A 15478-nucleotide genomic window follows, 5' to 3' on the forward strand; every position below is an offset into this window, starting at 1 on the left:
AATTGTCTTTTTAAATTATTAGTTTTGTTTCTGAAACAAGTTTATTGTTCTCATAATTTAATTTGAAATTCTTATCTAGATAATCATCAATTTTTACCTTGATTTGATCCGCAAAAATTGATTTCAAATTGATTTCTTCTAAAATAAAATCTGAATTTTCGATTTCAAAAGTTATATCGATTTCACTTGATTTTTCAGAATTAAGAATTTTTTTGAATTCATTTGCCTCTTTAAACAAATAGTCAATTTTAATTAATTTTTGTGGTGATGAATTTTCGGTATATGAAATTGGAAAAATTGCTTTTTCTTTTGAAAATTTTAAACTTCAACCCCGAGGTGGTGTTGAACCTCGACTGTTATGAGTTGGACCACTAAAAAATTGTGTTTCAAAATTTTCTCTAAAAACATGAGCTTCACTCTCGGTATAGCCCTTATTAACTTCATAATTACTATTTTTTAAAATTGATTTAATTTTTGGGTACGTTTCTTCTAAATAAGTTCAAATTGAATTTCAATCTCTTAAATTTTTACCAAAAATCTTGGATGTGTCTTTAGTTAGTTCGTTGTATTTCAGTATTTTTAATTTTTGCTTTGGTTGCTCTGAAAAACGGGTCTTAAAAAAAGGTTGTTCTGAATTCATTAAAATTTCTAGGTTGTAATCATGAGTAATTTGAGAACCAGGTTTAACTCCAAGAATTTCAAAATACTCTGATATAAATTCTGATTTGCTTGGATTCCAGAATAAGTAATTAAAGTTGTGGCTTGTAGAAGTATTAAAATCTAGTGGCGAATTAGATATATTTATTTCATTTATTTTTTCAGGAATAATAGGCATCTGGATAATTTTGTTATGAAACAAAAATGAATTATGTTCATTTAATATGTGATCCTTTGGAACTCAATTGTGTTCCTCTGGAACAAAATAGAAATAATTTGATCGAACTATAAATTCATCAGAATCTGTAGTTTTATCTAAGTAGAACGGAAGCAATAATTCATGTTCCTCGGTTAAGCCACCTTTAAAACAATAACTAGAAGATATATGCTTAGACAGCATTAAAATAATTAATCTAACTATATCCTTTAATTCATTATTTGGTATTTTGTTTAGTAAGGTATTAATTTCGAAATCACAATATTGTTTCGGATCGGTACCATTAAACACTTCTTCCTTAAATTCTTTTCTTTCCTTTTCGCTCATATTTGCGAAATTAGAAGTTAATGTATCTGTTACTCTAAATAATTTCTTTTTAAGAATATCATTAGCAAAATTTATTATTTCTTTTTTTCCATCATGATCTCTGAATTTTTCATCTATAAGGTTGTAATAAAAAACGCTTCACCGCAAGTAATCCGATTCAAAAAAATATGATTTTCATTCTTTCAAAAAAAATAAAGTCTGGTCAAATCAATTTACATAACTATTTTGAACGTTTATTGGATGCAAAATATGCGGATAAAAAGTTACATTGTTTTTCACGCTAAAATCAGCTATTACATTATTCTCTGTAACAACAGCATTTTGCTCAATTCGTCCTTTAAAAACAATATCGCTAATTAAAATAGTATTAGGAACAGTAATTGTTACTGTTTTAGTTTCTTTTTTATTTATTGAATCAATTCAACGGTATTCTATTTTGTTTACATCGTAATTTTTTAGTGCTTTTACATTTGAAAAACTCACTTGAAATAAATAATTCTCAGCGTTATAGAAATCATCTGAAAAATCATATTCAACATTTGAGTTCGAATCTAAATAATAAAACTTATCTTGGTTAAAATCTATATCATTTTTTTCTTTAAATGAAAACAAATAAAAATCATTGTTTTTTTTAAAAATTGGTTCAATTATTTTTTCATTTGTATAAAAGTTAAATGTTTCCAAATATGAAAACAAAACCCTATCATCTTCCACCTTCTCATTTAAGTTAAATGTTGATTGATTTAGAAAACCACTAAAAAATCCATCTTCTTCTAAAATTATTAGATCATTTGTTTTAGTATTAAATTTTAAGTATTCTTTAAACTTCAAATTAACTACTTTATAGCGGTAAAGTTTTACTTCACCTGAAGAGTTAACATAATCGCTTAACTTAATCATTTTTTATTTCACTTTCAATTTCTTGAGATGAATTATTTAAAACAACACCATTAAAATCGGTCCGATAAATTGCTTCTTTTGATTTTAAGTATTTTGTTGAATTTGGTACAATTACCTCAAAATCACTTTGTAGATTTGCAATTTTTAAGAATAACTCTATAAAATCACAATAATAACTCTCTCTTGAGTTTGCCTTACTCTCAACATAATCATTAAAGTTTGAATTTAGATTTTCAAACTCAGCATTATGCATGTTTTTAGTTCCAAAATCTGCAGAACTCATTTTGAAAAACATTTGATCCTTAATTAGATAATTTAATTTGTCAATTTTTTGCAAAATATTATTTGTGTTTGAATTTCCTTGATGGAATTCTATAGGATTCCCTATTCCAGAGCTTAAGGACATTGTCGAACTTGAAATTACTCTTTTCCCAAAATCATAAATAGACTGTTTGATATCCTCTGCAGAATTCAAGTTGTAATTATCCACTACGAAAATAAATGGATTAGATCAAAAATTATCTCTTAAAACACATTCCAAAGAATTATCCAACATCTGAAATAAGCTCTTATCCACATCGTCTATTTCCGAATTTCCCATATAATTATTTTTAAAAACAATTCATGGTATAAAATCTTCTCGAAATTCATTTAAATAACTAAAATCCTGGTTTTTAAATTTATCTAATTCCACTCAATGGTTAGTTAATTTGCTACGCGCTGCAACAGAAACATAATTATTATTTGTTTTCTTGGTTAAGTCATATTCTTTTATAATGTCATAATTTTCGGTATTTTCAGAAAAACTATCAACCACTATTGATAGTTTAATCAATTTATTATTAAATAATTTGAATCGTTCAACTTTTGCTAAAGTGATTTTAAAATCGTTTGGAGCAATTTTAGAAATGCCTAAAGCGTAATATCCGTGTTCATACAAATTTGATTCCAATTGTTGGACAATTTCTAAAAACTTATTTGACTTAATCGTTTTATCTCATAATACCTGAACATTATTATTTTCAAATGTTATTTCTGGTATCTTAAAAGCAAGTGTATTAGCTTGTATTTTTGCTCCTAATTTCAAATAAGCAAGTCTTGAATTAGGTCTATTGTAAAGAGTTATATCAAATATGTCTTGAGTTGATTTTTCTGCTGCCTTGAAATGATCCATTAGACTGATTTGTTTCTGGTTAGTCATCAGTTTCCTCGCTTTCATTATTTGAATGCAAAATTTGTTGGTGTCTTGAAAAATACTGGAATGAATATAATCTCGAGCAAGACATTTCAAATGCATTTATTAGATCATAAATTTCACGATTAATTGTTTCGTCTCGTTTTTTTTCGCCGGGCAAAATAACTTGTTTTGCTAAATAATTAATTAAGAAATAACTTTCAAGACTCAAAATTATCATTTTTTCTGCAAACAATCATTTTTGCCAATTTTGGCGGTTTATGATTCCAAATTTATTGTGTAATGTATCGCGCCTATTTGCCAACATTGCTCTAGCATTTATATTTTCTTGCCTAAACAATAATTCTAATGATTCAGCAATAATATCATTATCAGTCAACAGCAATGATTCAAAGTTATTTTTTGGATGATAGAATTTTTTTGCTAATTTAATTTTTTCATTATCCTCTTTAATCAAGTTTGCCAGTAACTTATTTATTTCTGATCTTGGGTATCTTGCTTTAGATTTTTGCTTAACACCTAAATCATCAATTGCTCTTCAAATTACTACTCTACCGTCTACTAGCAACAAACTTCTAACTCAAGCACTTTTGTCTGATAGACCAGGGTCAAACCCATCGTAAATTGCAAAAATAGAGTGATCCGGTATAGAGTCTAAACTTGTAATTGTTAGAATTGGAGTTTTGTTTTCTTTTTTGAAAATATATGGCATCATAAAGTAGTTTGGTTTATTGATTTCATCCTCGAATGCAAATCCTAAGACGGTTATAACTCAGAGTCTATAATCATCTTTTTTTAGAGTTTCAAGATATTTTATTTGTGCTTCTCCTAATTCCGACTTGGGAATAAAATACTTAGAATACATAGTCACGCTTATTCCTAAATTTTCCTTAAATTTTTCATCGAATTTTTGGACAAATTTATTTTTCTCTAATTCTTTTTGAACTGATAAATTTAAAATTCCATTATTTTTTATAATTTCAATAATTTGATTATGATAGTTTTTTATAATCCAATGATCCGTTGTGAAAATGTTATATAGAAACTTTACTTTGATTTGGAAATCAGAAGGCGCTTCTAAACGCGCTACTGTATTTGATATAAGAAGTGGTAATTTTTGCTCCTGGAGTTTATAAAGTTCTGCTAATTGATGAGGCAATTTTGCAGTATCACTTGGATCTTCAATAGGTTCATCTAAAACTAACTCACCAAATAAGAAATTATTGTTTTTTAAAGTAATTCCTTGAAATGCTTGAATTTTTTCAAAGTTTTCAAAATAAATTGCTCTACCTTTTCCCCCGTCGTCCATTTCTCAATAAAGTCCACTGTCATAAATGGAAAAACAGTTTGTATAATCTAATCCATGTTTTTGTTTTAAAAAAGATAAAACTTTCTCAAACATTGGGCGAAGAGTTTTTTTAATGTGGTTGTATTGGTTACGACATCAAACGCTACAAAATCTCTTATCGTTAACAATTCGGTAAATTGTGATTATTGCTTGACCAAATGACTTAGAAACTCCTTTTGCTCCACTGTGCAATTCAAAAATTGTGTTTGACTTAAAGCTTTGAAATGCCGGATTATCAGATAGGTCTGTGTAATGCAAAATTTCTTTTAATTTTTCTTCGGTAAATTTAGGAATATCTAACATTATGTCGAACTTGTATACTTATCTGAAACTATGACTAATCCATCATTTTTAAAAACTTGAATTTCATCAACTAATAAAGATATTTTTGGCACATAAATTAATTTTGAATTATTACTTGGATCTGCAATTGTTTCATTCGCAATATCCAATTTACCAGAAACAATAGAAACATCTTCTTTTTCTAATTTTGATTCCAAGAGATTAATAATTTTTTCATCAAAACAAGCACAAGGCAAGAAAAATTTTTTAATATTAGTGTTGAAAATAATGCTACTTTCAGAACTTAATAATGAGATTTTTAAGGTAAAAAATAAATATTTTTTGTTTTTCTTAGATAAACCAAACTTTGGGTTAGATGCAATTGTTCCGCCAATTTTCAATTTATTTATGCCGCCATATTTAACCGTTCTATGAAGTATTTCGGCAGGAACTCCACCGAAACCTTCAGGTCGAATATAAAAATGATTGTTATCTTTATAATCAACTTCACGACCCTTTAAATTTAGTGAATCTAAAAAAACATCTAATACTTCTTTATTCTTTTCCATTTATGTACCGCTTTAATGTTTTTAAAATTGAATTTCATAACGAATCAAGCATTTTCACGTCTTCGTACAATTTTAAAATAATTTTTTTAAACTCTTGATGAGGTAATTTTGACAAATATTCAACACTTATATTTTCATAATCAACAAGGCAAGTTGCTGCCAATTCAGCAATTTCGTTGAAATGCGAATCCTTATAATTGTCTAATTTGTCGATTAATGGAAAAAATACTGCAGCAATTTTAAATTCTCTTGAACTAGGCATCTTTAGTTAACTCCTTAACATTATTAATTCTATTTTTTATTTCTAAATCTCAAAGTTCCTTAATGCTCATCGAATCGTCCATTAGATTTTTCAAGCAAGACTCAAACTCAGCATCACTAATTTTATAAATATCAATTGCTCAGTATTTTTTTAAAGCTTTTTGTCCCATTTCACGAACTGTTTGAAAATCTGATTGTGAATATCTTTTTAGATTCATAAGATGGTAAAGTCATAAATTATTTAAGTTCATTATTTTCTCCTATTTTTTTTAAATTAACTAAGCATTCTTCAGAGCATACAAAATTTCCATCTGCTAATTTTGTTTTTTTAGAATCAACAATAAGATTTTTGCATACCTTACAAAATTCATCACCTTTAAAACAGAATAAAAACTTTTCCTTAAAAAATTTGGAATCAATTATTTCAGTACTTCCGTTCCTATTTTTTGAAATTACTAAACCATATCTATCTTTATCTTTTAAATCTTTCCGAACTATTAAAAACATTACAACATCAGCATCCTGCTCAATTGATCCACTATCCCTTAAATCTGACAATTGGACATCAATTTCAGTTTTTGCAGAGTTTCTTTTTTCAAAATCTCTTGAAAGTTGCGAAATAGCTAATATGTTTATGTTCTTATCTTTCGCTAATATTTTTAATTGTCTAGTAATTTGAGTCATTTTTTCATATCTAGGCAAATTATTTTGATGTTTATCAAGATTTAATAATTGAAGATGATCAATTATCAAGCTTTTAATTTTAAAATTCTTACTCAAATCATCCAAAAAATTACCTATTTTAAATACATTAGAATTTGGAAAATCCACAATTAATAACCTTTTTTCTTCAACCAATTTCTCAATTTCATTTTTTGGTCACAAAAATGCCAAAATTTTCAAAAGTCGATTCAAAATTTCTTTGGATGACATTTCTAAACTAAAAAAAACAATAATTTCATTATTTTTTAAATTTCTTAAAGATCTTACAATTAAGTTTAAACAAAATGTTGTTTTTCCAACACTAGGTCTAGCAGCAAGCACGTAAAATTGCTGTTCTACTAATCCTTTAACATATTTATCTAAATTTAAAATTCCGGTTTTTAGATAAAAATTGTTATCTTTTAAAATTTTATCTTTATTTTTCAGCAAGTCATTAAGCCAAAAATAACCGCTTTTTATTTCATTCATATTTATTTAATCTCCTATTTTTTTAATAGTTAGATTAAATGTAAAAAAGTTCTATTTTTTTTCACCCAATTTATTAGGGTGAAATTTCTATAAAATGTATTGAAAAAGTATTTTATGGTTTTAATATACTTTTTATAATATACTTTCCCTTTCCATCTTTTAGCAATCTAGTTATTAATAAGTTCTTGAATATTAATATTGTTTAGTATTGCAATTTCGGTACCAACCGAATGTACGAAATTGCAATATAAATAAATTAAATTTAAAATTAGTAATTAGTTGATTGCTAAAAGATAAAACTTTTAAACACTTATAACTATTTATTTGAATGAAAATATTATCTAAAAATATGAAAAAACACTAATTCCTGAAGATATTAGTGCTTTTTCGAGGTATATTAAAAAAATAACATCATTTTTAGGTAGATTTTTATATCATGCAATTTCTTCCTTAAGCAAAATTTGAAATAAATTTATTTAAATTTATATTATAAAATTCCGCATTATAATAAAAACTTCATCATCTGAATATTTCATAATTAACTTGTAATTTTTTATTTAGATAAATTTTTTTCTAATAAAGATATTAAAAAATATCATCCTTTAATAATTTATTTTAAGAATGATATTTTTTTATGAATAATCTTTAAAAATTTTGGTTAGAACTTCTTGAAGATTTTCTAAAGGAATTGGTTGTAAAATTCCATTTTCAGCTAAAGAAACTCCGCCATTTTCTTCACTCACGATTAATGTTGAAGCATCACAGATTTCAGAAATTCCTAGCGCTGCACGGTGTCTTGCACCATATTTATTATCAATTGATTTTTTTGTAATCTTGTAAAATGTTCCAACGTAATGAATTTTATTATTTCGAATAACAACAGCACCATCATGAAGTGGACTGTGTTTATTAAAAATTGAAACAAGAATTGAAGATGAAATATTTGCATCTAAAATAATTCCGTCTGTTCTTAATGAATCTAAGTTATCTTTATTTTCAATTGTAATAATTGCCCCAGTTTTTGTTTTAGCTAAGGTTTCAAGTGCTTCTTTTAATTGATAAAAAATACGAATTTTTGTTGAACTACCAAGTTTATTTTTAATTGATTTGTTTTTAATTATTCATTTTGTTAAGATAATTAAATAATTTGTAAGAATTGCAATTGTAATTAAGATTAATAAAGCTAAAATAACATATGTTACTTTTTCCATAATTTTTAACGAAGTCCTATCATCATTTATTTAAGCCAATTATAATCAATAACAAGATTATGATAATAATTACAAAAGCTGAAACAATAAAGATTTTTTTTCACATTGAAAGTGGTTTAGTTTTTGTTGCTAATGGGGAGTCTGATCATTTAGCATATTCAATATATCGGTTGTATTTTAACTTAATTTTATCCTGTCTTTTTTTAGTTTCATCAATTAAATCTTTATTTTTTTCATCAACAATTTGCATAAAATTAATTTTTTTAAAAAATGAAAAAATTTCCATTTCAGAATAATCTTTATAGAATTTGGCATTTTTACGATACGTTTGAAATTCTTTGATAACTCTTGTTAGACTATCGCTTTCAGGATCATATTTGAGAGTTCTTGTATCCTTTTGTTTTTGGGCATTCAATAATTTTGCCATATTTTTTACCAACCTTTTTTCAAATCAATCTTCCTTATAATAAATTAATAATAACTCATTATATTATTAAGATTAGAATCTAATGAGAATAATTTTATTATAATTTTATAATATTTATAATTATTAAAATTTTATATCATTTAGGAGTTTATATATGAAAAAAACAATCAAGGACATTGAGTTAAAAAACAAAAAAGTTATCTTGCGTGTTGATTTTAATGTCCCAATTGCAAACAATTGTGTTGTTGATACAAAACGAATTGATGCAGCAATTCCAACGATTAAATATATTCTAGAAAATGGTGCTAGTTTAATTATAATTTCGCATTTAGGAAGAATTAAAACTGAAGAAGATAAAAAAAGCAAATCATTAGCAATTGTTGCAAAAAAATTTAGTGAAATTTTAGATAAGGAAGTTAAATTTATACCTTTTACAAGAGGAAAAGAAGTTGAAAAAGCTGCATCTTCATTAAAACCTGGCGAAATTATTTTTTTAGAAAATACCCGTTTTGAAGACTTAAATAATAAAGCTGAATCACAAAATGATCCAGAATTAGCAAAATACTGAGCCAATTTAGCTGATGTTTTTGTTAATGATGCTTTTGGAGCATCACACCGTGCTCATGCTTCAACAGCTGGCATTGCCAAATATGCAAAAGAATCAGCTTTAGGGTTTTTAATGGATGATGAAGTTAAACATCTTCAAAAAATTTTAAGTGGTTTTGAAAGACCTTTTGTAGCAATTATTGGTGGTGCTAAAGTTAGTGATAAAATCAAAGTTTTAGAAAAATTATTTAATATTGCTGATAAGGTTTTAATTGTTGGTGGAATGGCTTATACTTTCCAAAAAGCTTTAGGAAATAAAATTGGCGAATCAATTTATGAGGAAGATAAAATTGAAATGGCAAAACAATATCTAAAAGAATTTAAAAACAAAATTGTTTTACCAATTGATAATGCTTATGTTGATGAGTTTGCTGATAAAACTCCTTTATTTACAAACAAAAATAATCTTAATATCCCTGATGGGTATATGGGACTAGACATTGGTCCACAATCAATTGAATTATTTAATCAAATTATTGCAAATGCAAAAACAATTTTTTGAAATGGTCCAGCTGGTGTAACTGAATTTAAGAATTTCGAAAATGGAACAAAAGGAATTGCGATTGCGATTGCAAATAACAAAGAAGCTTATTCTGTTGTTGGTGGCGGCGATTCAGTTACAGCGATTAATAAATTAGGTTACCAAGATAAATTTAGTTTCATTTCCACTGGGGGTGGTGCTTCAATTGAATTCATTCAAGGAAACAAAATGCCTGGATTTGATGAAATTCAAGATCAAGAATAATTAATTGAATTAAATTAAAATAGCTTAAACTTCATTTAAAAAAGTTATTTTAATTTTTTTTAAAAAAGTAATTTCATTATCTCTAAATTAAAAATGATAAAATAATGTAAATAATTAAAAAAATACATAAAGAGTTGTTTAGCTTGACAAGCGTTTGAAACATGCCAACCTGTTTTTAAATAAAAAATAAGGTGGATAGTCAGGGATATTTTATATCCAACATGTATCATTTTATGTTTACGCTTTTTAAAAAAACAACTTGAATGAAGTTGTTTTTTTTATCTAAAAAAATAAAGAGGAAAAAATTATGAAAAGATTATTAACAAGTGAATCTGTTGGCGCAGGACATCCAGATAAAATTTGTGACCAAATTTCTGATGCGATTGTCGATGCACTTTTAGAACAAGATAAATATTCAAGAATTGCTTGCGATGTAATTGCAAACGATGACATTATTTATATTGGTGGACAAATCACAACAAAAGGTTATATTGATACAATTAAAGAAGCATGAAAAATTTTAAAAAATCTTGGTTATAACGAAAACGATTTTAAAATCATCAATGCGATCACTGGTCAAAGTCCAGATATTGCCCAAGGTGTAAATAAAAATAAAAACAAAGAACTAGGAGCTGGGGATCAAGGAATATTATTTGGTTATGCAACAAATGAAAATGATTATTATATGCCATGAACGATTGTTTTAGCACATGAACTTGTTAAGCGAGCTGAAAAATTACGAAAAGAGAAAAAATTTCCTTATGCAAAAAGTGATATGAAAAGCCAAGTTACAATTGAGTATGATGACAAACTAAATACTTATACGATTAAAAAAGTTTTAATGTCAATTCAACATGAAGAAAATTTTGATTTTGAAGAATTTAAGCAATTTATTCAAAAAAACATTGTTGATTATGTTTTAAAAAAACATCATTTCAATCTTGATTATCAATTATTAATTAATCCGACTGGTCGTTTTGTAATTGGGGGTCCAATTGGGGATACTGGTTTAACAGGAAGAAAAATTATTGTTGATACTTATGGTGGTTTTGCAAGACATGGTGGTGGTGCTTTTTCTGGCAAAGATGCAACAAAAATTGATCGCTCCGCTGCCTATATGGCTCGCTATATTGCAAAAAACTTAGTTGCAGCGGGGGTTGCTAAAAAAATTGAAATTCAACTTTCATATGCAATTGGGCTTCCAAGACCGCAATCAATAGATATTGAAACATTTGGCTCTTCAAACTTTGATGAGAAAAAAATTATTGAAGCAATTTATAACTTATTTGATTTAAGTGTTGAAGGAATTATTAATACTCTTAATTTATTAAAACCAATTTATTTACAAACAGCAACATTTGGACATTTTGGAAGAAAAGATCTTGATTTAAGTTGAGAAAAATTAGATAAAGTAAAAGCAATTAAAGAGTTTTTTAAAATTAATTAAGAATATAAAACTTTAATTATAATTTATATGTGCATTAGGGGATTAGTTTAATGGTAGAACCATGGACTCCAAACCCATTTGTGCGGGTTCGATTCCTGCATCCCCTGCCATATATCAAAAATTGATTCCAAAAAATATTAAAATCTTAAAAAAGATTAAATTTTTTAATTAGTTTTATTTTGATAACAAACTCACCAAACACATAAATTGTTTGGTGAGTATTTTTTATTTTTAAATTTTAAATAAATTTAAATCAAAAGAATTTTTAATTATTTACTAAAACTAAGAAGAAATTTTTAGAAATTAAAAACATATATTTCAAATCTAAAAAATGGCTATAAAAATATACAATATAATAAAAACTTTTGTAAATGTGTTTGTAATAAATTCATTTAACATATATTTTTCAAAACTATTAAAAAGATAAAAAAATTAATTTTGATTTAAAATACTTTTAAAATATTAGTTTTTTTATTGATTTATTTAAATATAACTAAATTTGATAAAATTTTCTTGTTTTTTTATTAAAGTTAGGATGAAATAATTATGAATATGAAAAGGAATATGAAAAGAAATTTAAATTTACTTTTGGGTTTTTTATTAATTAATACAAGTGCTTTTATTGGTATTAGTTGTAGTATCCAAAAAAATAAAAATAGTATTACTAATAACCAAGTAAGTAATGATGGTGAAGAAGAAAAAACTAGGTTAATACCAAACCCAAGTACAAATCAAATTACAAAAAAAGAAAAAGAATCTTCGGACACGGAATTAATTAAACCAAAAATAAATAAACCGCAAGAAAATAAGAATAGCATACCTCAAACAAAACCTAATAACAAAAATAATATCAATAATGATGTTGATAGAAAAGATTATTCAGACCGTCATTTATTTAGCTTAGAATTTTTACAAAATAATAATCCTTATCAAATTATTAAGCAAACTCCAAGTTATATAAATACTTTAAAAGATTTAAATAATTTTTTAAAAAATGAAAAAATAAATTTTCGTGATTATTATGGAGAATATAGAAAAAAAGAACTAAATGACAAATTTTGAAATTACACCAATAAAATTGGGCATTATAATAACTTTGGTGAAGATGACAAACAAAAAGTTGAATGATATAATGACCAAGTTTCAAAAAATGGGATGATTAAACAAAAATATTTAGATAAATTTGAAAATAAAAATAATTTCGAAGCTCTAAATTATAATTTCAATGATTTGATTTCTAAAAATCCTTTTGGTTTTTTACCATCTAATTTAAGCCAGTTATTTTATTATATGAATTTTGATTCAATAAAAAAATTATTTAATTTAAGTAATGATGTTAAAAATATAAAAGCAAACTTTGATGACTCAAATGGCTGATTTGAATTATTAATTACAACTACTAATAATAAAAATTTTTATATTAAAATAGACACAAATTCGACCCAAAATTTAAAAAAAGATCTTGATTATTATCAATTTATATATGACCATACATTTATGTTAAAAATGGATTTTAAAAGATGAGATAGAAATCCATATACTTGAGAAGATAAAATAGTTCCTGATTTTAAGGGCGGAACAATGTGAGTTGTTGATCGGATAGTAAATGATGATGAAAAAAACAGTGATTATTGAGATTTATTATTTGCAACAAATATTCATGTATTCACATTAAATAAAGCATTTGATAGATCATTATATTTTAATAAAGATAGTAATCATAGTGATAAAAATAGTTGACATGAATATGTTAAATTTGAAAATAATAATTATAATATGGAAAATCGATATAATGACTCTAGTCAACCAATGTTTTGAACACTAAAAACAAATAGTGATAAATTAGCTTTAAAATATAATGATGATCAAACTATTAATAAATGAGTTGCATCCTTTGAAGCTAAACAATATTTAGATGCACCATACTATACACCAAGATATACAGTTTCAGGAATTAAAACAAAAACTGTTGATGATGCTAAATTGTATTTTGAAAAAGAGTTTGATGATAGAATGGTTGAAACTAAAAATGGTGGTGCTGATTTTGTATTATTACGTTTAAAAATTAAAAAAGAAATATTAAAATATGTCTTACCTGCACTAGATAAAGTTATTGGAAAACCTGAAGAAAAAACTTGACATATTGGTGTTGGGAAAAAAGAAAAATTTAGTCCACTTAAAACTCAATTTTATGCTGGTTATCCTGATTATAAATTTAAAGGTAATAAATCAACTGGTGGAATTATAAGTGCTTCTAAGCGTTATGTTGATGCAGACGATTTTCAAAGTTTATGAGTAAAATATAATGAAAATGAAAATAAAGATTGAAATTCTCATAATCAAAAATATCAAGAATATACTGAACCCTTTAAAGAACAAAATGAACATGGAATGAGAAAACAAGTTTTAATTCAACATTCAACTTTATGAACTAAAATTGATAATAAAGAAGATGTATTGGATAGTGGTTCTTCTGGATCGATGGCAATTGATTCTTCATTTAATTTAATTGGTATTAATTATTTACATACAACTGATTCATATAATAACACTATAACCAATGGAATTAATTTAATGGAAGGGAATAGTACATATAAAAATGGATTTGATGGTGATTTAAGAAATGATATAAAAAATAAATTAATAAAAGATAAACTAAACACCATTGTAATTAATCCTAAAAAATAATATTAAATTTCAAAAAACTACATAATATTATTTTTGGATTAAAAAACTTTTTATTCTATTAAATTAAGTATTTTACATATAAAAAAATCAATTTTTTAATAGTAAATTTTGATTAATTTAAGATTAATTATTTTTATAGAAATATCTAAAATTAAGTTGAAATTTTTAAAAATAACTGGCTTTTAACCAGTTATTGCTTAATTATAAATTCAAGTGCAACACAATAAAGATATAAAATATAGTTGTGGACACTTGAATTTTTATTTTTAAAAATAAGAAAAAAAGTCCCGCTTGAGATAAAGGAACTTTCAATATGAATTATAACAAAAATAATAAATATAAACACATAAATGAAGTTGAAAGATCTTATATAAAATTTGAGCTTAATCGTAATAAATCAATACGTTCAATTGCAAAAAAATTAGATAGAAGTCCTTCAACAATTATGCGAGAAATAAAAAGAAACACAAGTTTAGGAACTTATGACCCCATGGTAGCAAACATTAAAGCTAAAAAACGTCATAGACATAAATATTATTTTAGATTTTTGTTGCCGAATAAATTTGATAAATTTACAGAATTATTCAAAAATAAATATGACAAAAAATACTATGGTGTGAAAGCTACATTACATGAGATAAAAAAGGATCCAAATATAAATTGTCCTTCATTAAGAACGGTATACAACTGAATAAATAAAAATCTTTGAGTTATCAAAAGAAAAGATAGATTAAGAAAATGATATAAAAAGGGTGGAAAAAGAACTACATCAGTTATAAAAAGATTGGTTAATTCAGCAGATTACGTTTTTCCAATATGAACAAGACCAAAAAAAATTGATTTAAGAAAAGAATTTGGACACTGAGAAGCTGATCTTGTATTGGGTAGAAAATCAAATGGATATTACAATGTTTTAACACTTACAGAAAGAAAAACAAGAATCGGATTCGCAATAAAAGTTCGTTCAAAATCTGGATTTGTAATAAATTCAAGTCTTAAAAATCTAATTCAAGATAACAATTTATTTGTCAAAAGCATAACCATAGATAATGGTATTGAATTTGAAAAAATTGGTTTATTAGCTAAGTGGTTAGACATAAAAATATATCGTGCAGAACCATATGCATCATTCCAACGAGGTAGTAATGAACATTGAAATGGGATTTTAAGAAGAGAATTTAAAAAGGGGTTTGATTTTAATGAAATAACCCAAGAAGAATTAGAAAAAATAGTTTTCAAAATTAACAATATGCCAAGAGAAATATTAAACTGATTAACACCTTTGGAGTTGTTTAAAAAAGAAAATAGTAATGATTTTATATTATAAAAATTTACTTATTTAAAATTGATAAAATCAAACTAAAAAAAATAATAACTGACTAATGTCAGTTTTTTGAGTATTTCAAA

At 25.2% G+C, this 15478-nt stretch carries 13 protein-coding genes and 1 tRNA gene; 5 read left to right on the forward strand and 9 right to left on the reverse strand.

Going from position 1 to position 15478, the window contains the following annotated elements; all coding sequences use genetic code 4:
- Positions 1–10 precede the first annotated feature (10 nt).
- The 9 genes from D2845_RS06310 to D2845_RS01750 all read right to left on the reverse strand — a co-directional run bounded on the left by D2845_RS06310 (position 11) and on the right by D2845_RS01750 (position 8585).
- Complete coding sequence (locus tag D2845_RS06310; protein WP_110858436.1) at positions 11–2101, reverse strand: hypothetical protein; 2091 nt, start codon at positions 2099–2101, stop codon at positions 11–13.
- The gene (locus tag D2845_RS06315; protein WP_197712585.1) at positions 2094–3302 is read right to left on the reverse strand and encodes a hypothetical protein; all 1209 of its coding nucleotides are present in this window, start codon (positions 3300–3302) and stop codon (positions 2094–2096) included. The genes D2845_RS06310 and D2845_RS06315 overlap by 8 nt, the downstream gene beginning before the upstream one ends.
- Positions 3295–4947, reverse strand: a complete 1653-nt coding sequence (locus D2845_RS06320; RefSeq protein WP_110858437.1) for a hypothetical protein — start codon at positions 4945–4947, stop codon at positions 3295–3297. Before D2845_RS06320 ends, D2845_RS06315 begins: the two co-directional genes overlap by 8 nt.
- Entirely contained in the window at positions 4947–5495 is a 549-nt protein-coding gene (locus D2845_RS01725; RefSeq protein ID WP_110858438.1) for a hypothetical protein, read from the reverse strand. The genes D2845_RS06320 and D2845_RS01725 overlap by 1 nt, the downstream gene beginning before the upstream one ends.
- Entirely contained in the window at positions 5482–5757 is a 276-nt protein-coding gene (locus D2845_RS01730; RefSeq protein WP_110858439.1) for a hypothetical protein, read from the reverse strand. The genes D2845_RS01725 and D2845_RS01730 overlap by 14 nt, the downstream gene beginning before the upstream one ends.
- Complete coding sequence (locus tag D2845_RS06325) at positions 5750–6007, reverse strand: hypothetical protein (RefSeq protein ID WP_110858440.1); 258 nt, start codon at positions 6005–6007, stop codon at positions 5750–5752. Before D2845_RS06325 ends, D2845_RS01730 begins: the two co-directional genes overlap by 8 nt.
- Positions 5994–6947 (reverse strand): DnaB-like helicase C-terminal domain-containing protein, encoded by a 954-nt coding sequence (locus tag D2845_RS01740; protein WP_110858441.1) that lies wholly within the window; start codon positions 6945–6947, stop codon positions 5994–5996. Before D2845_RS01740 ends, D2845_RS06325 begins: the two co-directional genes overlap by 14 nt.
- A gap of 632 nt (positions 6948–7579) precedes the next feature.
- A complete protein-coding gene (locus D2845_RS06330; RefSeq protein ID WP_002882082.1) occupies positions 7580–8158 on the reverse strand; it encodes a diadenylate cyclase in 579 nt (192 codons plus the stop codon).
- Positions 8159–8174: 16 nt separating this feature from the next.
- Complete coding sequence (locus tag D2845_RS01750) at positions 8175–8585, reverse strand: hypothetical protein (protein ID WP_110858442.1); 411 nt, start codon at positions 8583–8585, stop codon at positions 8175–8177.
- Positions 8586–8739: 154 nt separating this feature from the next.
- Here D2845_RS01750 and D2845_RS01755 point away from each other — a divergent pair, with 154 nt between their 5' ends.
- The 5 genes from D2845_RS01755 to D2845_RS01775 all read left to right on the forward strand — a co-directional run bounded on the left by D2845_RS01755 (position 8740) and on the right by D2845_RS01775 (position 15398).
- Complete coding sequence (locus D2845_RS01755; protein WP_002882079.1) at positions 8740–9936, forward strand: phosphoglycerate kinase; 1197 nt, start codon at positions 8740–8742, stop codon at positions 9934–9936.
- 307 nt (positions 9937–10243) lie between these two features.
- Complete coding sequence (gene metK / locus D2845_RS01760) at positions 10244–11383, forward strand: methionine adenosyltransferase (protein ID WP_110858443.1); 1140 nt, start codon at positions 10244–10246, stop codon at positions 11381–11383.
- Positions 11384–11419: 36 nt separating this feature from the next.
- Positions 11420–11493 (forward strand) — tRNA-Trp (locus tag D2845_RS01765).
- A 454-nt stretch (positions 11494–11947) separates the two neighbouring features.
- Positions 11948–14071, forward strand: a complete 2124-nt coding sequence (locus D2845_RS06335; protein WP_110858444.1) for an MAG2960 family serine endopeptidase lipoprotein — start codon at positions 11948–11950, stop codon at positions 14069–14071.
- A gap of 313 nt (positions 14072–14384) precedes the next feature.
- A complete protein-coding gene (locus tag D2845_RS01775; protein WP_117275966.1) occupies positions 14385–15398 on the forward strand; it encodes an IS30 family transposase in 1014 nt (337 codons plus the stop codon).
- The last annotated feature ends 80 nt before the right edge of the window (positions 15399–15478 follow it).

The sequence above is a fragment of the Metamycoplasma alkalescens genome (assembly GCF_900476125.1).
GTDB lineage: Bacteria > Bacillota_I > Bacilli_A > Mycoplasmatales > Metamycoplasmataceae > Metamycoplasma > Metamycoplasma alkalescens.